Genomic DNA, 21311 nt, shown 5'->3' with positions numbered 1-21311 from the left:
ATTATCCATAATTTTCATATAGGTTGATATTAGGTATGTCAGCTAATTTATTTTTCACAAAAATCGAGGAAGAACCTAAATAATAAACTTTGGAAAATAAAAAAAGAGATAGATAATAAATTAATTAAAGAAATAAAGGACATCAATGGGAGGTCTGTTGATAATTTAAGTACTATTAATAATATAATATCTGATCATGAGCTTTTATTAAAAGAGGATTGGGAGAATTATTATTCTATAGTACAGAATCAAGCAGAGCCTAAAAATCTCTTAGATACAAACTATTATTTAGGAGCAGATAAATTAATTAATAAATATTCGAATCGTAGTCTAGCTAATGTTATACCTAGTATTTTAACAGGTATAGGTATATTTGGGACTTTTCTTGGGTTGGTAATGGGGATTTGGTCACTAGATAGCTTAAGTGCTGTAGAATTAAGAAATGAGATTCCTGTTTTAATTGGAGGAATGAAGATTTCCTTTATTTCTTCTTTAGTGGCGATATTATGTTCTCTAATTTGGACATATTTTGATAAAAACTTAATGAATGATACTAAGAAAAAGATTGAGAAGTTAAATAATAAATTACATAAGGTGTTACCAATTAGAGTAGAGAGTAATTTATTAGATGAGATTGTTGATAATCAGCGTGAACAGATTAAAACTACAAAGGAATTTGTAAGTGATACATTAATTCCTGAATTGGTTAATGGTCTTCAAGAGGCAGTTGATCAATCAATAGCTCCTTCAATTACTAATATGAACTCCAATATTGAAAGTTTTGTAAAAGAGTCAGCTGCAAGTAGAGAAGAGATGGTTGGTGGAATAGAATCTGTAGTTAATGATAAGATAGCTCCTCAAATTACTAAGATGCATGATATTATGAGCGATTTAGCAGGTTTTTCCATGGACAAGCAAGCTGAAAGTATAGACAAGATGGTTAATAAATTCTTGGATACTTTCAATGAAGCCTTTGATCATCAGTTTGAATCTTTAAAAGAGACATTAGAAGAAGTGATTGAATGGCAAAAAGAGACTAAACAAGAAACTGAAAATTTAATTGAGATAGTAACTCAAGGAGCTAAACAGCAAAATGAACTGTTACATTCTACTGAAGATGTATTATCTAATATTCAAGCATACATAGAAGAATTTGAAAAGGTAAATCAAAATTTAAATCAGAATGTAGCTAAATTAAGTAATACAGGCTCACAATTATCTGCTTTAGAAGAAAAGACTAATGATAAATTAGATATTTTACTTGATAGCAACAAGAGTTTGAAGAGATGAAAAGAAAGCATATTATTAATATGTCCCAACAATTAGATAACATTGATAATTATTGGGCTTCTATTGAAGGGGACTTTAATAAGTTAAATAATAATCTAACTGAAGGAATGGAGCAATTTACTGAACGTACACATCAAGGTTTAGAAAGAACTTTCAAAAGTTTTGATAATAATTTAGCAGAAATATCTAATCGATTAGGGGTAACGATTAGTGAGCTTGATGAGATGCTAGAAGAAATGCCTAATACCTTTACAAGGTTAGCTGGATTATTAGAAGAATTCAATCTTGATCGAGAAGAGATTCTTAATAACTTTGCTGAGCAAAATAAATTATTTAAGAGTGAATTTAAAGGACTAACTTCTAAAATAGAAGCTGATGAGAAAGAAAAGCTTAATAAAATCAAGACTATAATCTATAAGAATTTAAAGGATAAATTATCTAAAGATGATCTATCAGATTTGGAAAGTAGATTATCAAACATTCAAACTAAAGTTGAAGAAGATATTGAAAATTTATCTCGGAAGTTAGGAGAGGACTTATCTGAAGTTAAAGAAGAAATATTAGCTGAATTGATAGAAGAAGTAGAGGAAGATGATAAACAAGGTTTTTTAGCTAACTTTAGGGGTTGATGATAATGATGAATTTTTTATTAAAAGAAAAAAACAATATTGAAGAAGAAGGTAAACCTAACTTTTGGACTTCCTATGCTGATATAATGGCAGGTTTATTATTAATGTTTATTCTATTACTGATGGTTGTAATTTTAGATTATAATGATACATTAGCACAAAAGACGGAAGAAATAGAAGAGCAGAAATTAGAGATAGAACAGAGCCAAGAAAAAATTGAAGAAATGCTAGGTGTTCGCAAAGAGATTGTTAAGGCTTTGCAAGAAGAATTTGCAGGTACAGATCTAACATTAGATATAGATGAGGAAACAGGGGCTATTAGAATTCCTGGTGAAGTATTTTTTACCGTCAACAGTACAGAAGTAAGTGAAGAAGGGATTGAAAATTTGAAGCAATTTATTCCTATGTATGTAGGAGTCTTATTAGGAGAAAATTTTAGAGAACACATTTCGAAAATTATTGTGGAAGGTCATACTGATGATCGAGGAGATTATATGTATAATTTGGAACTTTCTCAAGGACGAGCTTTAGAGGTGGTTAAGGAAATTTATGGGGATAGATTTTCTGATTTTGAGTACAAAGATATTTTAAGGGATTATTTAACTGCTAACGGTCGTTCTTATAGTCAGCCTGTTCTTAAAGAAGATGGGTCAATTGATCGAGATAGATCACGGCGAGTTGAATTTAAATTTAGGCTTAAGGATAAAGAGATGATTGAAGAGTTACAGCAAACTTTAAAATTAGAGGAATGATTTAAATGAAAAAGTTTGAATTTAACTTTACCCCTCAGGAATTGATAGCTGTTAAGGAAGAGATTAAGAGAAGATTTCCTTCTGCTAATCAGTCAGCACAAGAGCGGAAGAATAGATATCAACAAGTTAATCTAGAAGAAATATTAAAGGAAATTGAGCAATTATCAGATAATAAGTTAACAAATTATGCAGGTGGCTTAAAGAATAGAGAGGTATATGCTTTAGCTTATAGTTTTAATCAGATTCCTAGTAACTTATTGAAGCAAGTAAAGATGATACTAACTTATCGTTTTAAAAAGAGTATGGTTAAGATAATGTGGAATAATTTTTCTAAAAGACCTGATAATCAATATATTACTTACTTCTTTAAAGAAGTGATTGATCAAATTAAAAAGATTAAATTTACTAATACCCCTTATAATTTAATAAAAGGTATTTTTAGTGCTCAAGAGCCTATTGGATGGGTAATTGATTACATTATAAACTTAAATTTAAGTTATAGCGATTGGGTTGATTATTTTCAATTAACTGAAAGTAGTGAGTTAGTACAAAGTATCCTTGCTGATTTATTTACTAGAGCAAACAAGAGAATATTTACCCAAGAAGATGCTCAATTAATATTTGATCTATTCTCTAGTTTAGGAACAGAATCTTTTCGTAAGTCAGCAGAAAATTATTTAGAGCTTTTTAAAGTAGAAGAGTTTAATGAAGAATTAATGTATTTATTTAAAGATAGAATTGGAGATCCAGTAGAAGATTATTTTCAAAGTTGGAAGGATATTAGTAATATTGCTAGTAAAAAGGCTAGGCAATGGTTTAACACTAAGGAAATGGAAGAGTTCTTTTCTAGTATTGATGCTAATAAAGAAGAAGCACAGAGAAGATTTGAATATTGGAAAAAGTATAATCACTCCATAGAGAAGGTAAAGTATGTTAGAAATAGATTACAGTTGTTTTTACTCTTTAATAAGTTTGCTGTTATTGAGTTTGGTGAAAAGGGAAATGCAGCTTATATTTATGATAGAGGTTATTTTAATAAACACTTTGCTAATCATATGGATAAATATAATTCAGTTAATAATGATAGGTTAAAGAGCAGAATAGATAATTTTGTAGGGACTGAAGATAATCGAATTATTCATCGAGATACCAAAAGTACATCTTGGGAGCAAAAAGCTGATAGAAAGATTAAAATGTTATTTAGATAAAAATGGAGGTGAATAGTATCTTAAACTGGTTAAGAAATAAACTTGGTGGTCAAGAACCGGATATCTTAATTAAACGTTCCTTTACTGAAGATGGAATTCAGTTCTCTGTTTACAAAGAGGATAATGATAGCAAAGATAAATTAACCTTTCCTATTGCTTATACTGATCATTTTAAGCTTAAGAATTTAGTTAAACAGGACTTTTACTTACCATTACAGGTCTTAGAGGATTTATGGAATAGTGGTCAAGTAGAAGAGATGAAAGCAGGTAATTATTTAATTAGAACTGATAATATTTATGATTTTGAAGATGAATTAATTGAGTTATTAGGTTTTAATAAAGATGATCAGTTAGAGATTACAATCAATTCTAACTCTGCTGTAGGTTCTAAAAATTTTTCATTAGATTATCAATTATATCATCAAGATTATGGATATATCAGCAACTTCAATCAGCGCCAAGGTAGTTTTTATCCTTTAAGTAATGAGGAAGCAGTTTTATTAAGTTCAGATTTAGTGAAATTATTAAAATTAGTAGAGGAGCCTCCATATAATAGGCAAGATCATCCTAAATATGTAGCTAAGGTTAAGAAATTATCTCAGAAGTTGAATGTTAGATTTGATGATTATCTTGCTAATGAAGATTATTACTTTCCTGAGGAGTTAGATGTTGAAATTGAAGAAGAAGCAATAGATCATCTAAAGCTAAAACCTAAATTTAATGATTTAGATGATGAATTAAATTCTGAAGCAGATAAGTCATTACAGCAAGGTAATAACTATGGAGTTAAAAAGAGCAGGCGAGGAAAGAATAAACGAATTTTCTTTGCAGATAAGGTAAAAAAAGATTATCAACAGTTGAATGATAATGAGGATATTAAGGGAGCAGATGTTCCTAAGTTTATCAACAATCCTGCTCCTTTTTTGCCCGATTCAGTTGATTTGGAGCAGTTCAGTGATCGGGTCAAAGGTTTAAAAGAGCGAGTCTATGAAGCCCAACCTTATGTTCGAGCTAAAAAGTCTGATGATCTAGATTGGTTTGAGTTGGATGTGGGAATTAATTTAAAGCAAGAAGATGAAGGTTTGGTTTCTCAAGTGGAAGATAATGATGACTCAGATTTAGAACTGGAGGAATTTGATCAACTAGTTCAAGAAGCTAAAGAAAAAGGAGAAGATTATGTTTTATGGGACGATAAATGGGTTCAGATTCCAGAAGATAGTGAAGAATTCATTAATGCTACTGAAGAATTAGAACAATTAGAAGAAGAAGGGAAGATAGATCAAAATAAATTACCATATGTTTTTGAAATTTATGAGAATGTAGATCGTCTAGAATATAATTTCAATCTACTGGATTTAAAACAAAAGCTTAAAGAAGCGGGAGGATTGACTTATCAACGACCTAAATTGTTAGATCAAAAATATGAATTATATTCATATCAAAAGGATGGATATGTTTGGCTAAACCGCTTGCAGATAGCTAGTTTAGGAGGTCTATTGGCAGATGATATGGGATTAGGGAAGACTTTACAAGTAATATCTTTAATGGCTCAGTTTAAACAACAAGATAAATTAGGGCCTTCTTTGGTAGTAGCACCTGCTAGTTTATTAGATAATTGGAAGGCTGAAATTCAAAAATTTTGTCCTGCAATTACTAAGATTTATAAGCACCGTGGCTCCAAAAGGTGTAAAGATGAGCAAGTGATAAAACAATCAGAAATAGTATTAACTACATATCAGACGTTGGTTAGGGATCAGGTGATTTTAGGAAAGATTGATTGGCAATTGCTTGTCTGTGACGAAGTACAACATATTAAGAATAGATCAACTTTGGCTGCTCATGCTGTTAAAGCGCAAAAAGCTAAGATGAGATTAGCATTAACAGGAACCCCAATAGAAAATGGACTTAGCGATTTATGGTCGATTATTGATTATGTACAACCAGGTTTATTGGATAGTTATAAAACATTTCAAAAGGAGTTTGTTGAAGCAATTGAAGGAGCTAGTGATCAAAGTGAATTTGAGCTTTATGAAAAAGAACTTAAATCTAAAATAAAGCCAGTCTATTTACGCCGTACCAAAGAAGGAGAATTAAAAGATGAGTTACCAGAAAAGTATGAACAAGAGTATACAATAGGAATGAGTAATAAACAAGAGCATCTCTATAATCAAATTAGGTTGGAAGTGAAAAATAGTGAAGGACGCAATTATCTTACCGCCTTACAAAAGTTATTAAATCTTTCTTCTCATCCAGGATTGGTAGAAAAAGATTGGCAAGAAAAGAGTGTTAGTAATTTAATTAAGGAAGGACCAAAGCTTAAAAAGCTAATCGAGATATTAGAAGAGATAAGGGAGAAAGGTGAAAAGGCTTTAGTTTTTACTATATATCGTAATATGCAATATATTATTCAACGAGTAATTAGAGAACGCTTTGGTTTAGACTGGATACCGATTATTAATGGTCAGAGTAAAAGAAGGGTAGAAACGGTTGATAAATTTAATAATAGTTCTGGTTTTAATTGTATGTTATTATCCCCTAAAGCAGCAGGAACTGGATTAAATATTACAGGGGCCAATCATGTTGTTCATTATACTAGATGGTGGAATCCAGCAGTAGAAGCTCAAGCTACGGATAGAGCTTATCGGATTGGTCAGAAAAAGAATGTTTATGTTCATTATCCTATAGTTACCTCCAATAAGTTTGAAACAGTAGAAGAGAAGTTAAACAGGCTGTTACAGGAAAAAAAGAAGTTAGCTAAGAGCATTATTGTACCTAATAAGAAATTAGAACAAGAGATTAAAAATGGGATTAAAGATGGGATATTAAAAGAAGTTCAGTAATTAAGGTGGATTGAGTATAGTAGTAGGTAAGAAAGGAAAATTTCATTAATGGGGAGGTGTTGGCCCGAATAAGTTAGAAATCGAGTAGTTGATTTAAAAATAAGGGATAAGTATTATATAATTTAGAAGAAGATAATTTTCAAGATAGAATGATAGAAAAAAGCAAAATAAATCTAAATTGAATAGGTTATAGCTAACAAGGTTGGCTCAGAATTAAATTAAATTCTTTTTAAAAACATCTCAAAAATATATTTGCGTGAGGTACAATGGATACCTAAACCTCAGTATGTTACCTTCATTTTGGTGAAAATAAATAGAAAAAAGTGTGAAAACATATTGAAAATCTAGTGAAAATATGTTGAAAAACCTTTTTCAAGCATTTTTCAGCGATTTTTCAGAAAATTTTCAATGATTTTTCAATTTATATAGCTGAATGTGTCCATTAATTCATGCTAACAAAAAAGAGAGATTTTAGGAACCTAATCCTCAAACCTCTCTTTTTTATAGTTTAGAATTATTATAGAGGTAGTAGTTAAACATACAAGAAGTAGAGAATAAGGTTCTAACTAATAATTTTTTCATTGATAATATCAAGAGAATATGATGGAAAATTATAATTCATTTATATTTTCGTTTATGGTATACAAATAATGCATTATAGAAATTTGCTTCCATTTTCCTGGTGACTTTCCTTTGCCATTTTTCTTAATATCTAAAATCATTTGACATCCTGGACAACCTTGTTGATGATTCTCTCCATAATTATTCCAATATACTGAACCTATGAGATTTGGTAATATATAATCTTCTAGTTGTCCCCAACTTTTCTCTTGATGCCCATAACCAATGTAAATATTTTCAGGATAATAATAGAATATGAATCCAGGACTTTCTGGAAGATAAGGTGGGTATTTAGTAAGATTAGTTTTTTTGACCCCAACATAATCACCAATAGCATCGAAGTTAAATTGTTTATTCTTATATTTGACTAATAATTGATTATTGGCTTCTTGGATTACTTCAAATTTATCAAAACTACTATTAGTTATGCCAGTTGGAATAGAAGACTTTAAAATAACTGTTTTAATCTCTTTATCTTTCTTTACTTCTTTGATTAGTTTAGATTCTTTAGATGTGATTTCACTGATGGGAATAGAATAACTCAAATCAACAATTAAAATATCATTGTTTTTCATTATCTTCTTAGTTTTTTTTATGATATTAATAAAATCAGTATAATGATTAAAGTAAACTCGAAATCCTAATCTATTAAATTCTTTTCTTAATATATGAGTTTTATAAATAATGTTATCAGCATTATATTTTGAAGGAGGATAAGAAACTACTGGAATCATATTTTGAATATCCTTAAGGCCTAGAAATTTAGCAGTTATAAGAGGATCTCTTTCTTGTAACGGTTTTAAAAAAGCCTTAACATTATCTTTTGTATCTTCAGTAAGAGGAAGATATAACGGAAAATCTAACATAAAAGGAATATCAAATTGCCTTAACTCCCGAAGGTATGATGATTTAAAATTGCCCTTCATATTGCTATGAGGTTTTTCTTTCACTATTTCTAATAAAGGAAGTATCTCATTACTTAATGAAGGTTTTTCTGAAGAAGAATTAAGACTGAGGTTAAATTCTTTTAAAGCACTTCTTTCAACATTACGATACCTTAAAGTAGGTACATATTTCATATTTATCCCTCCTAGTATTAATTAGAAAAGTGTACTCTAGGAGCTAGAATAAATTATGCTTGTAAAACTTTAATATTTTATAAAATGGATTTAGTGCTATATTTATGGAAGGATAATTTCTTTTAGAAGTTGAGTAATATTAAAAGATGTGTATATTATGGGTTTATTTATATAATGCAGTAAATTATAAATATAATGTTTGTAATATCAAAATAAAACATTATATAACTTTAATTTAAACCTCTTAAAAGAGTATCTATTACCTATAGAGACTCTTTTTTTGGGAGGGAATAAATATGTCTTTTGAAGATTTTGGCCCTCAGCTATGTGGAAATCACTATAACTGTGAAGAGCCATTTTGTGAAGGAGATGGCCCATGTAATAATTATATGTCTTTAGATGAATATCACTTTAATTGTAAAAATGATAATAATAAAAAGAGGATAGCGAAAGTTAAATTTAAAGGTATTGAACAATTTGATTATTTTCCTGTATTTACTAGAGATCTAGGAGAAGCTAAGGAATCAGTTAAAAAGTATATAGATGATGAAATAGCAAATACTGATGGGGAGACACCACTATCAAAGTATCTAGGGATGGATTTTGATATAGTTGATATAACACCTGAGAAAAAAGATTTTTAAATTCGGGTATTACTTCTATAGGTTAGATGAAATGTTTTGATTTGTTCTGTTTGACTGTTTTGAATAATCCAGAGTAAAAAGACCTTCTAGGGCCAACCTTGGAAGGCCTTTTTGTTTTTAAAAGTAATATATTCTAAGTTCTAAGGTAGCAAAGAGATTTTTACTAGTGAAGGGTTTAGACTCTGAAGACAAAAATTGAATTTTTAATAAACTACCAAATAATATCAACTGCAACTAAAACTTAAATTTCCACATGAAAAAGTTCTGAAAACATGAACTTTATGAACTTTTTCTTGATAATATTACTTAAATGGTTTGCATTGTTTCTGATAAATTAAGTATTTTCTAAAAATAATTTCATAGTCCCACTTTAAGCTACTTTTGAATGGGCTTCTTTGTTCAGGCGCTTTCTTCTTTCAATTTGTTCTTGGTGCTTTTGGTTGCGAGTTTTAATAATCTGATCAGCTTTACTTGTATATTTATCATAGGGAGTAACAAACTCTATTCCCTGATGTAAACGACTATTATTATAAGCTTCTATAAAGTTAGCTATGTCTTCTTCAGCTTCATAGAAGCTATTATATTTTTCTTTAATATAAACATTATCATGTTTGATTGTCTTGTGGAACATCTCTATTTTACCATCTGCTTCATTCTTTTGATGATAACTTTGAGTTGGCATTAAATCGTTAGTTAAGTACCCTATACACACTGGATGGGGACGCATAAGCTATATCTTTATTTTGCATTCCATAAGCAAGTTTTCTATGACGTAAATCTGGGTTTTTTAAAGCATAGCTTATTATTGCTTCTTCCTCTTTCTTTAAAAGTCTATGAGGGCAAGAAGTAGGCGTAGAATTATGGTTTTTAAGTCCATCTAAACCATTGGCATTAAAACGACGCCTCCAGCGATAATAACGATCAGGATTAAGCTGTAGTTTTTCGCAAGTATCTTTAATATCAAGCTCTGATTCTTCTACAATATCCATTAACTTACGTTTTTTATCAGCAGAAAACCATTTACCTTTAAGGTTACCATGAAGCTCTATACGTCTTTTTTTTTAGAATCTGAAGTTCAGTGAAAAGCTCTACAATTGTTTTTTCTAATCTATCTTTTTCTTGCTTGAGCTTTTCTTTTTCAGGATCTCTTTTGCTCTTATGTTGAAATATATTATCAACTGAATTAAGCAGCTTCTTTCTTCACTGATAAAACTGATTTTCATAAATACCATATTTACGACAAGTCTCAGAAATATTATCATTCTGTAAAGCTTCCAAAACAATTTGCATCTTCTCTTGTGGAGCTCGTTTTTTATTCTTGCTCATGAATATCTTCCTCCTTTTAGTTATAGTTTGAAGGAATAAAACGACATTTATTCTAAAAACTGTTTTTAAATATGCTTCATGGGCTTAGAAACATTATATGTGTTTTTTTATTAATTAAGGATCCAGGTTATTTTTATGTTTAAAGGAAAAACATTACTTTTATAGAAATGTTACAATAATGAATATTTTGTAAAACTACTAATGGGGTTTATATGGGTTATAAAGAAAAAATTCTAAAAGAGTAAAGAATAAAATTATAAATTTTAAAATGAAAGAATGGGATTTGCTTACTGCAGAGATCAGAAAGATAAGGGGAAGTTTATAAGCTTTACTTTGGAAAAGCAGATTGATGGAAAAAATATGGATTGTAATTGGATTTAATAATACTGTTGAAACTGTAATGATAAAGACAAGCAATGGTTTAGGATATCCAATTGTTGAAAAGTGGGAGCTTGTATGAATATGTTAAAGAGGTCAATAGAAAATTAATGATGAATAATTAAGGTGTAATGAATATTTCATTTGTGTGGTGACTTTAAAATAAGAGTTTCATATAGACATTTAATGTCTACCATATTAAGGTATAATGTAAATAAAATGTATCAATTAAGAGAGAGGGGAAATATAAGTTGTGAACCCTAAAGGAAATATTTATGAATTATATAAAATTAATGTTAATGAACATCCAATAATTAAAGAGACGTATAAGACAAGATATAATTATTTTTTAATCTTATATTTAGCAATTAATATGTATCAAAAGATGAAAAAGGAAGAAGAAAAATTCTTAAAGCTTTATAAAGATAAATTAGGAATTACAGAGCAAGATTATAAAGAAATAATAGAATTTTATAAATTAAAAGACCATCAAAAAATAAATGAAAAATTAAAACGATTAAGAAAATATAAATTTGAAATTAAATGGCTATCACTTAAAATAAAAAATTATAAATACATCTTACTTGCTGATGTTATTTATTTTAATTTAATGTCAGATAGTATTCAAGTTAGAGACTTGTTTATTAGTATGATAAAAAGAGGATTAAAGATAAAAGAAGAAGATTATATTAAAATCTTAAGATTTTTAAAAAATATTGCCCAAAACAACTTAAAGAAAGCTAAAATTGAATTTGAAGAGAATTTGTCTAGTTGGAGGTTTGAATTATTGACTTACTTTTATAAGAAAGTTATTAATGATTTAGAGGAAATAAAAAAAGAAATAAAAAGAATACCTATAGTAGCAACAATGAGTGCAGGTAAATCTACTTTGATCAATGCATTAGTAGGTATAGATTTATTACCTACAAAAAATCAAGTTTGCACTTCTAAGATTATGGAAATAACTCATAATCCTAATTTAGATTATTTTGTAGCTTATGCTGAAAGAAAAGATGGAGAAAAGCTTAGTATTCCTTTGTTGAATCAAAAAATTATTCAAAAGTGGAATCAAGATAATGATATAGAGTTTATTTATCTAGAAGGAGATGTGAAAATTTTAGATGCTTCTAATAAAAAAATTAAGCTAATAGATACACCTGGAGTAAATAGTTTTAAGTATCAAGAACATAGCAAGTTGACAGAAGAGGTTTTAAGAAGAAAAGATTTTGAAAACCTGGTCTATGTTTTAAATGCAACTCAGTTGACCACAACTGATGATCAATCTTTTTTAAATAAAGTGGTCGATATTTATAAAAAAAGGAATATTAATCCAAACGATATTATATTTGTTTTAAATAAACTAGATAAATTTGATCTTGAAGCTGGAGAAGATATAGAAGAAACTATTAAAGAAGCCAAAGATCATTTGGATAATTGTGGAATAAAAAAAGCAAAGATAATTCCAATTTCAGCTTATGCAGCATTTTTATTTAGCAAAAGTTTAATTGAACAGTCTTTATCTAAAAAGGAAAGTTTAGATTTTTCTTTCTTTTATTCAATCTTTGCTAAAGAAGAGTATAATTTGAATGCTTATTTTGAGCAAAAAAGTATAAAAAATAATCAAATAAAAAGTGATGGTGAAATAAATGTTGCTGGAAATAGATTTAGCAAAAAAAATATTTTCTCTAGGATTGATAAGACTGGCATATTAAATTTAAAAAATATAATAAATTAAAAATGGGGGTATTTAATTATGAAAGAAGTTTTTATAAAGTATAATCCATACAAGGTCAAAATTGAAATTAAAATTAATGAAAAAGAATTGCCTAAAGATAGTAGGTTGCAATACCATTTAGGAAAAAGATTACAGTTATGGTTGGATAAACTAATTGAAGGTTTATTAGATGAAATAAATAGAAATGAGTTTAAAATTTTATTTTATGGTAGAAAAGTTGATTTTGCAGATTTACAAGAGATAGTTATGAAATATAATCAAAGAGAAGACAAAAATATCATTATTGAACATCAACCTATTAAAGGTGATTCTGAGCTTGATAAGATAAAAAGGCTGAAAGAATTATCTAATTATATGAAAGACAGTCCTTTCGAAGATTTAAGGAGTTCTAAGTTGCAAAAAAAGTTTAAAAAGGCAATAGAGTCTCAGTTTGAAGTGGCTTTAATTGCTACTATGAGTGCTGGAAAATCAACTTTATTGAATTCATTATTAGGACAAGAGTTGATGCCTTCTAAAAATAGAGCTTGTACTGCTACAATTGTAAAAATAAAAGATAATGATGAGAGTAATGAATTTAAAGGAAAAGTTTTTGATAAAGATGAAAATTTATTAGAAAAAATTAATGATTTAGATAAAGAAAAGATGAGTAAATTGAATGAAAATCCAGAAGTAGATTATATTGAGTTAGAGGGAGATATACCACTTATATCTTCAGAAAAGACTAGTTTAGAAATAATAGATACACCTGGTCCTAATAGTAGTAATAATCCTGATCATAAAGTAAAAACTTATCGAGTGATTAAAAAGGAAGCTAAGCCTGTAATTTTATATGTATTAGATGTAACTAGTTTAGCAACAAATGATGATGCCAATCTTTTAAAAGCAGTAGCTGAACAGATGAAGGTGGGAGACAAGCAATCAAAAGATAGATTTATCTTTGCACTTAATAAGATAGATGATCTTGATGAAGAAAATGAAGAGTTTGTTGAAGATTATATAAAAGAAGCAGAGAAATATTTAAAAAAGCAGGGTATAAATAATCCTAATATATATCCTATATCTGCTGAATTAGCTAAGGTAATTAGAATGAAGATTAATCAGCTGAAATTAACTAGAAGACAAAAAAATAAATTAAAATTTGACAGTGAATATTTTAATGATGTAGAAGATAAACACTTAATTCAGTATTCACCATTGAATAAACTAAGAAAAGATGTTCTTATTCAAAAAGTTAATGAAGCGAGAGATAAAGAAGATATTTATAAAGAAGCTCTATATCATTCTGGTGTTCCAAGTATTGAAGTAGCTATTAATGAGTACCTTGATAAATATACTTTACCGCTGAATATTAAAGATGCGATAGAACCTGTTTTAAACATTATTAAAGCTGAGCAATGGAAAGATAAATTGCAAAATAGGATTAAAGAAAATGATATATTAAGAAAAAAATTAAATAAAAAAATTGATATAATTAAGGAAAAAATAAATAAAGGTGAAGAAGCAAGAGAATTTAAGGATAAAATTAGAAATTTAAATAATTCTAAAAATAAAGTGGATGAAACTATTGAAAGTATAACAATTAAAATCGAAAAAAGAACAAATGAAATCAGAAGGAAATTTAAAAATAGAGATATTAAACCTTATCAAGCTAAAAATATTATAAAAAAGGTTAAAGATGAAGTAACTGATTTAAAAGCAGATATATATACTGACTTAGAAAAAATGAAAGAAGAAGTTTTAAAAAACGAAGGAGAGAGATTAATAAATGAGTATAAAAAATATTTAGAGGATTTAGTTCAATTTGATAAAAATGATTTTCAATGGAATGATTTTAGTTACATTACGGTTAATCTACCAGATAATAATGAATTAATTTCAAATTGTAAGCGTAAACAAAAAATCAAAAGAAATCCAGAAGGAATTTGGGAAAACATACAGTCTTTTTTTGGCAAGGAGTTTTTTGACAAAAAAGAAGTTATTAATGAAATTAAACTAGTTAAAGAATTACTTTTGAAAGCTTCTGAATCATTGTATCCAAATGTACAATATGCAAGAAAAAATTTAAAAGAAGATAGTGAAAAGTTAAAGTCTTATTTTTTAGCACAAATTAATAAACTCAATAAGGTTATAGAAAATAAAATGAATGAACTTAGAGAGTTGTCTAGTAGTCAGAAAGAAATTAAAAAAAGCATTGAAAAAGATAAAGAAAATATAGAGTGGCTTAATGATTTTTCAAAAAAGATATATAATATATTGGAAATTTAAGGGGGAATGAATATGTCTTCTGAAATGGATAAATATTTAGAGAAAGCTCTTGAAAATAAAGATGTAATTAGGGTCAGAAATGTTTTAGCAAATTCAATTCGAGAAGATCCTGCAGATGTTAGAGGTATAATTGATTTTAATAAAAGAAAAATAGAACAGAAAGCTAAAAGTGCTGGTTTAGAGTTATGGCAAGAACATGACGGGAGGACTTTTAAAGAAAAATCAGAATGGAATGAAGAATATTTAAGTTTATTAATGGCTCAGTTAATGAGTAGTAATTTTTCTAAAAAACGTTTTAATCATATATTAGAAGTTGGTAGAGAAGTATATAAGGATGAATTAAATAATGAGGTAAAGAAGAGAAAGAAGAAAAAAAGTAAGACAAGAAAGCCTATAACCACTAACGCTAGAAATGAGACTGATATAAAAAAGTTGATAATAATAGCTATAGGAGTGGGGGCGATAATATTAATAATAAGAGTATTTCTTTAAAGGAAAGTGAAAAAGAAATTGAGAGCAATGAAGGAGCCAGAGATGAGGAGGTAGAAGAGATGAACCACCTTATGGTCGATGAAAAGAAATTAGATAAATCATATCAAATAGCAGATGATTTTGTAAATAGGAGCTACTTGAATAAATTAGAAAAATATGATGTAAAAGAGCTTCCTGATGCTATAAAAGAATTTGATGTTGATAATACTTTTAGATTTTTTAAGATTAATAAATTAGTTTATGACAGAACAGAAAATAACTTAGATAAGCTAGCTAATGTTTATAGTTCACTAGAAGATATAAATGCTTCTTTGGTGATGATAATTAATAGTAAAAAAGAAAATGTAGAAATTTATTTAGGAATAAAGAGAGTTGCTCAAGATTCAACACCTGCTATTGCAGAAAAAATTTTAAAAAAGAGTTTTAGTGGTAATTTTCCAGGAAGTGAAATTGCTAATGTAAAAGGTAATGATCTAGAAGATATGATTGCTGATGTTACTGAATCTAATTCTGAATCAGTAGAAAAAGAGATTTCTTCAGTTTCAGGTATTCCTTCATTAAAAGATGATGATAAAGAAAAGTTTGTGCAAGGGATTGAAAAATTAATAGATGCTATGAAAGGAGAGGAATTTTCTGCAGTATTTATAGCAGATACTATAGCGAAGGAACAGATTAAAGAAATAAAATTAGGTTATGAACAACTTTATTCGCAACTAAGTCCTTTTGCTCAAAATCAATTAACTTTTGGCACTGATAAAAGTAAAACAATAACTGAAGGTACTACGTATGGATTTACTGAAACTATTAATAGTAGTGTAACTAAAACTCAAAGTTATACAGTAGGAGAAAGCAAAACTGATAGCTATACAGAAAATGAATCTAAAACTAAGGGATCTCCGTTTTTAATGACACTAGGTGCTATGGCAGGTGGGGCAGTCGGTGGACCAATAACTGCCATACTTGCTTCACAGATAGTTGGTGCATTAGGAGGACAAAAGACTAAAGGGAGTTCTTCTACTAAAAGTAAAAGTCAAAATTACAGTCAGACAGAAGGAGAATCTAAAACAACTGGGCAGTCAAAATCAGAATCTCAACAGATTAACCAAAGTGAAGCAGAAACAATGGGAATTTCAAAGAGTACACAAGTCAATTTTGAAAATAAAAGTGTAGCTAATTTATTAGAAAAAATTGATGAACAATTAGATCGATTAAAAAGTTCAAAGGATTTTGGAATGTGGAATACTGCAGCTTATTTTATAGCAGAAGATAATCAGACTGCTAAAATAGCTGCTAGTACATTTAAATCTTTGATGAGAGGAGAAGCATCTTCAGTTGAAGATGCATATATCAATAATTGGGGTAATCAAAATAAAGATAATTTAATAAAAGTAAAAGAATATCTTAAAAGATTTCATCATCCTTTAATTGACCTTAATGCGAATGATGAATTAAATCTACCTTATGTAACTCCAGGCTCGTTATTAAATGGCAGAGAGTTAACAATCCAATTTGGATTGCCTGTAAAGTCAATTACTGGTGTTACGGTAATGGAAACGGCTGAATTTGGTAGGAATATTATTAGTTATGGAAATGATAGGAAGAAAGAAAAAATTAATATAGGGAAAATATTTCATATGGGCCAAAAAGAAGATACTAATGTTAAAATAGATGTTGAAAGTTTATCTATGCATACATTCATAACTGGTTCTACCGGTTCAGGCAAGTCCAATACTATTTATAAATTGTTAGCTGAATTAAGTGAAAAAGAAAAAAAGTTTTTGGTCATTGAACCAGCAAAAGGTGAGTACAAAGAAGTATTTGGTGGTAGAGAAGATGTGAATGTATATGGAACAAATCCTAGGTATACAGATTTACTTAAAGTTAATCCTTTTAAATTTCCTGATGATATTCATGTTTTAGAACATATTGATAGATTAGTAGAAATATTTAATGCTTGTTGGCCAATGTATGCTGCTATGCCTGCAGTTTTAAAAGAAGCAGTAGAGAGGGCATATCAAATTAGAGGTTGGGACTTAGATAATTCAATTTGTATCAATCCAAATATTAATTACCCTAATTTTAATGATGTATTACAGGTATTACCAGATTTAGTTGAAGAGTCTGGTTATTCTGAAAAAGTGAAAAATGATTATTTAGGAGCTTTAGTTACTAGGGTGCGTTCTTTAACTACTGGCTTAACAGGTAGGATATTAACTAATAATGAACTAGATAAAGATAAGCTGTTTAATGAAAATTGTATTATAGATCTAAGCAGGATTGGTTCTGTAGAGACTAAATCATTGCTGATGGGGATTTTATTTATGCGCCTTCATGAAGAAAGATATGCTAATGTAAATCAAGCTAATAGTAAATTGAAGCATGTAACAGTTTTAGAAGAAGCCCACAATTTATTAAGACGTACTTCATCTGAGCAAAGTCAAGAAAGTTCTAATTTGCAAGGGAAATCAGTAGAGATGATTTCTAATGCTATTGCAGAAATGAGAAGTTATGGAGAAGGGTTTATTATAGCAGACCAGTCGCCTAATATGTTAGATCAATCTGTTATAAAAAATACAAATACTAAAATAATTTTAAGGCTACCAGACGAAGCAGATAGACAATTAGTTGGCAAGGCAATTAGTTTAAATGAAGAACAAATTATCGAGTTGGCTAAGTTAAAAACAGGTGTAGGTGCTGTTTATCAAAATGATTGGTTAGAAGCTGTGTTATGTAGTATTGATGAGTATAAAGATAATAACTCCTTGAAATATAATTATAATTTTAAGAATGTATTTAAAAAAGATAAAAAAATGCGAAGTGATTTATTTAGATTGTTATTAAAATCTAAATTTAATAATGAAAAAGAGCTTGAAGAATTTAATATTGAGAAGATTAAAGAATGGTTAATCGGTCGTGATATTGAAGTAAGAATTAAAAATAAAATTGAGAAAAATTTAAATCAATATCAAGCTGAAAAGGATATGGAGTTATGGAATCGAGAAAAATTTGATGAGGTATCTCAAATAGTTGGCGAATTTATAAATTATGAAAAGTTAACTCGCTTTTCGTTAAAAGAAAAAAATTTTCTAGATTGGAATGATAAATTTAAAGTTGGGTTAAGAAAGTATGTTGATTTAAATGAAGATAAAGAGTTAGAAAATAAATTAGTTAAACACTTACTAAATGAAAAGGCTCATCAAGACCTTGGGTTCAAAGACTTTTATTTTGCTTGGATTGAAAAAGTGGAGAGGGGGTTATAGTTATGTTAGAAAAATTTATTCAGGAAATGAATGAGGTTGGAAAAGAGGTAAACGAAAAAGTTTCACCTGACGTCCCTGATTTTGCTAAAAATCTAAAGCCTAAAGAGGTTAAAAGTTTTGATGAAGCGAATAAACCTTTTAAAAATTTAGATACTATTAATAAACACTTAGAAAGTGAAGAACATCCAAACACTGAAGTTCCTTTTAAAGAAAAAACGATTAGTTTGGATGAAGGTGTCTTCAAAGGTGTGTTTCCAGAATTTGAATCTGATTTTAGGGTAGAGTTAGACAAAGATTTATTTAAAGAAACTGATAGAGTGCAATTTAATAAAGCAAATGAAAAATTAGCTGAAGAAATAAAGAATAACCCTGAGCTAAAAGAAAAATTTAGTGATAGACAATTAGAACAGATTGAATATGGAAGAACTCCAGAAGGATATACATGGCATCATAATGAACAACCTGGAGTAATGGAGTTAGTTGATACAGAAGTTCATAGAAAGACTGGTCATACTGGAGGCAGAGCAATCTGGGGTGGAGGACAAGAAAATAGGTATTAAAAAAAGGAGTTGATAAAAATGGCAAATAAAATCAAATGGATATTTGATAAAGGAAGTATAAGCAAAGAAATTATAAAGAAAGTAGAAGATGAGTTAGGTGTTAAATTTCCTGAAGATTATAAAAAAATAGTAAAAAGGAATAATGGAGCTCAACCAGATCCAGATGTATATGATTTTGCTGAACGAAAAGAAGCTGTTTTTAATTCTTTATTAGGTTTTAACTTGGAGGAGAAAGGAAATATTTTAGATGTGTATAATGATGTAAAAGATAGATTACCTGAAAAAATATATCCCTTTGCTGATGATCCTTTTGGGAATTTAATCTGTTTTGATTATCGTGAGAATTTAGAAAATCCTAAGATTGTTTTTTGGGAGCATGAACAGCTTGAAGGAGATATAAGCTATATTTGTGATAGTTTTAGTGAGCTATTATCTAAATTATATGATCCGGAATAGAAATGAAATTTAAGGATAATGATTAAATTTATGCAAGGAGCTAAAATCAAATATTTAATTTAAAAGTTACCGTATAAAATTAAAAATGGTCAAATATTGAATAAATATCTGACCATTTTTTATATCATGATGTTCCCGGAGCTACTGCACCAACCATAAAGAGCGGATCAGCAGTATTAGCAAAAGAGACTAGACGCTCCCCTTCCACTTGAGTACATAACTTTTCTCGACGTAGCTCCCCTGTAATCTTGGCCCCGATTGGATAACCAGAGGCTAGGCCCATAGCTACTGCAAATGCTCCGACTCCTGGAACCTTAAAGATTGGTCGCATTAGCGGTTCTAGTAAGGCCCCCATAAAGTGAACTACACCTAAGCCCATCAAGATTTCAGCGATAACAAAAAATGGTAATAGGGCAGGGGAGACGATCTCCCACCAAGTATGTAAGCCATTAACTGCTGCTTCAAATGCTTGCTCGGAGTAAATGATCAATGCGATAGTGATAAAGATTGCAATTAAGGCTTTAAGATTTATGATTTTTTTATTGAGCTTCGTTTCCAAAAGATTCCCTCCCTTGTAATAAGTACTTACCTAATAATATTTTATCGTTGTTAATAATATTACTTAAATAGTTTGATTGAAGCTGAGTAAAGTCTTTTGGGATTTTTTAATAATGCTCACTATCGTTGCATTGTTAAAAAATATAGATCTACTAACTCAACCAAATTAAATTAGTAATCAAAAATTTATAGCTTAGTAGATTTTTCAAAGCAATAATTACTTTGAAAGTAGTCCTTATTCTATATTAAAAGGCTTCATTGTAAAATGAAATTGAACTAAATAAAAATAGCCATAGTGCACCTAACTGTAATATAATTGAATCACCACAAAACAAAAACATTACAGGAGGGTACAAACTATGGCATACTTAAATGATACACCAAAACCTCGAAAAAATAAACACCTAAAGTCTTATGAGCGTGGTCAAATTCAATTATTACATTCCGAAGGAATGTCTGCATATGCTATTGCGAAACGCTTAGGTAGAGCTTCTAATACAATTAGAAATGAACTAAAACGTGGTACAGTTTCTCAAATTAAAGGAAATAAAACTGTTGAGGTTTATTTTCCTGATGTTGGTCAAAGTGTTTATGAATCTAATCGTAAAAAGTGTGGAGCTAAATTTAAACTCTTACTATGACAGAACGTATGACTCGTAAAGAAATCATTCGTAAAATTCCAGGAAAAACAGTTGAATCAGTCCAGAATGCCATATTAAAGTTAATCAATGAAGCTGGGGATTGCTTTTCAAAAGTTTTTAAAAGCTTCACTTGTGATAATGGTTCTGAATTCGCTGAAACATCATCCATAGAGCAAATTGTTGATACTAAAGTTTATTTTGCTCATCCATATGCCCTAGGTGAAAGAGGCACTAATGAACGTCATAATGGTCTTATAAGACGTTTTATTCCTAAAGGTACAAGTATAAATGAGTATTCTATTAAAGCAATTGCTAAAGTTTAAAATTGGTGTAATACTTTACCAAGAAAAATATTAAGCTACTTGACTCCTGATGAAGCATTTGAAGATCAATTAAGAAAAGTCTTATATGATTAAATGCCCAAAATATTACAGTTTGAAATTAGTTCAATTTATTATGGTTCAACAACGACTTTTGTGATTTAATAAAAACAACATAACTTAACAGTAAAAAAAGATACAAAAAAACCGATATATCCTCTATCATTAAATATGCCAGATCAAATGAAAGGAGAATA

General features: G+C 28.9%; 16 protein-coding genes and 2 pseudogenes. 13 read left to right on the top strand and 5 right to left on the bottom strand.

Annotated elements, in window-relative coordinates:
- The first annotated feature begins 396 nt into the window (after positions 1–396).
- Genes MWH25_RS09325 through MWH25_RS09305 form a run of 5 tightly spaced genes read left to right on the top strand, consistent with a single transcriptional unit; the run spans position 397 to position 6719 of the window.
- Positions 397–1290 carry a hypothetical protein gene (locus tag MWH25_RS09325; protein ID WP_248627383.1) on the top strand — a complete coding sequence of 298 codons (894 nt, stop codon included), beginning with the start codon at positions 397–399 and terminating at the stop codon, positions 1288–1290.
- Positions 1287–1919 carry a hypothetical protein gene (locus tag MWH25_RS09320; RefSeq protein WP_248627382.1) on the top strand — a complete coding sequence of 211 codons (633 nt, stop codon included), beginning with the start codon at positions 1287–1289 and terminating at the stop codon, positions 1917–1919. Before MWH25_RS09325 ends, MWH25_RS09320 begins: the two co-directional genes overlap by 4 nt.
- A 5-nt stretch (positions 1920–1924) precedes the next feature.
- Positions 1925–2671 (top strand): OmpA family protein, encoded by a 747-nt coding sequence (locus MWH25_RS09315; RefSeq protein WP_248627381.1) that lies wholly within the window; start codon positions 1925–1927, stop codon positions 2669–2671.
- A 5-nt stretch (positions 2672–2676) separates the two neighbouring features.
- Positions 2677–3879, top strand: coding sequence for an EH signature domain-containing protein (locus MWH25_RS09310; protein WP_248627380.1), 1203 nt, complete (start codon positions 2677–2679; stop codon positions 3877–3879).
- Between the two features lie 2 nt (positions 3880–3881).
- The gene (locus MWH25_RS09305; protein WP_248627379.1) at positions 3882–6719 is read left to right on the top strand and encodes a DEAD/DEAH box helicase; all 2838 of its coding nucleotides are present in this window, start codon (positions 3882–3884) and stop codon (positions 6717–6719) included.
- A gap of 611 nt (positions 6720–7330) precedes the next feature.
- On the opposite strand, the gene MWH25_RS09300 is transcribed toward MWH25_RS09305, so the two are convergent.
- Positions 7331–8419: a beta family protein gene (locus tag MWH25_RS09300; RefSeq protein WP_248627378.1), complete on the bottom strand. Its 1089-nt coding sequence runs from the start codon at positions 8417–8419 to the stop codon at positions 7331–7333.
- A 296-nt stretch (positions 8420–8715) separates the two neighbouring features.
- Here MWH25_RS09300 and MWH25_RS09295 point away from each other — a divergent pair, with 296 nt between their 5' ends.
- On the top strand, positions 8716–9063 hold the full coding sequence (locus tag MWH25_RS09295) for a hypothetical protein (protein WP_248627377.1): 348 nt from the start codon (positions 8716–8718) through the stop codon (positions 9061–9063).
- A gap of 370 nt (positions 9064–9433) precedes the next feature.
- Here MWH25_RS09295 and MWH25_RS09290 read toward each other — a convergent pair whose 3' ends face one another.
- The 3 genes from MWH25_RS09290 to MWH25_RS09280 all read right to left on the bottom strand — a co-directional run bounded on the left by MWH25_RS09290 (position 9434) and on the right by MWH25_RS09280 (position 10389).
- On the bottom strand, positions 9434–9745 hold the full coding sequence (locus MWH25_RS09290; protein WP_248627376.1) for an integrase core domain-containing protein: 312 nt from the start codon (positions 9743–9745) through the stop codon (positions 9434–9436).
- Positions 9746–9752: 7 nt separating this feature from the next.
- Complete coding sequence (locus MWH25_RS09285; RefSeq protein ID WP_345947248.1) at positions 9753–10112, bottom strand: helix-turn-helix domain-containing protein; 360 nt, start codon at positions 10110–10112, stop codon at positions 9753–9755.
- A gap of 151 nt (positions 10113–10263) precedes the next feature.
- Positions 10264–10389, bottom strand: coding sequence for a helix-turn-helix domain-containing protein (locus MWH25_RS09280; RefSeq protein WP_248627374.1), 126 nt, complete (start codon positions 10387–10389; stop codon positions 10264–10266).
- Between the two features lie 631 nt (positions 10390–11020).
- Between MWH25_RS09280 and MWH25_RS09275 the strand changes: the two genes are divergently transcribed.
- From MWH25_RS09275 to MWH25_RS09250, 6 genes are read left to right on the top strand one after another with little or no spacing between them, the layout of a single operon-like run.
- The gene (locus MWH25_RS09275) at positions 11021–12502 is read left to right on the top strand and encodes a dynamin family protein (RefSeq protein WP_248627373.1); all 1482 of its coding nucleotides are present in this window, start codon (positions 11021–11023) and stop codon (positions 12500–12502) included.
- 18 nt (positions 12503–12520) lie between these two features.
- Complete coding sequence (locus MWH25_RS09270; protein ID WP_248627372.1) at positions 12521–14767, top strand: dynamin family protein; 2247 nt, start codon at positions 12521–12523, stop codon at positions 14765–14767.
- Positions 14768–14779: 12 nt separating this feature from the next.
- Positions 14780–15259, top strand: coding sequence for a hypothetical protein (locus tag MWH25_RS09265; RefSeq protein WP_248627371.1), 480 nt, complete (start codon positions 14780–14782; stop codon positions 15257–15259).
- A 59-nt stretch (positions 15260–15318) separates the two neighbouring features.
- A complete protein-coding gene (locus MWH25_RS09260; RefSeq protein ID WP_248627370.1) occupies positions 15319–18519 on the top strand; it encodes an ATP-binding protein in 3201 nt (1066 codons plus the stop codon).
- 2 nt (positions 18520–18521) lie between these two features.
- Positions 18522–19079 (top strand): HNH endonuclease, encoded by a 558-nt coding sequence (locus tag MWH25_RS09255; protein WP_248627369.1) that lies wholly within the window; start codon positions 18522–18524, stop codon positions 19077–19079.
- An 18-nt stretch (positions 19080–19097) separates the two neighbouring features.
- On the top strand, positions 19098–19535 hold the full coding sequence (locus MWH25_RS09250) for an SMI1/KNR4 family protein (protein ID WP_248627368.1): 438 nt from the start codon (positions 19098–19100) through the stop codon (positions 19533–19535).
- A gap of 133 nt (positions 19536–19668) precedes the next feature.
- Here the strand turns inward: MWH25_RS09250 and MWH25_RS09245 are convergent.
- Positions 19669–20094, bottom strand: a pseudogene (locus MWH25_RS09245) (nucleoside recognition domain-containing protein); the annotation flags it as partial.
- A gap of 358 nt (positions 20095–20452) precedes the next feature.
- On the opposite strand from MWH25_RS09245, the pseudogene MWH25_RS09240 reads away from it, so the two are divergent.
- A pseudogene (locus MWH25_RS09240) lies at positions 20453–21150 on the top strand (IS30 family transposase).
- Positions 21151–21311 lie beyond the last annotated feature (161 nt).

The sequence above is a fragment of the Natroniella acetigena genome, assembly GCF_023227745.1.
Classification (GTDB): domain Bacteria; phylum Bacillota; class Halanaerobiia; order Halobacteroidales; family Halobacteroidaceae; genus Natroniella; species Natroniella acetigena.
Note: the sequence above shows the minus strand (reverse complement) of the source record. Positions and strands in the feature narration are given on the sequence as shown.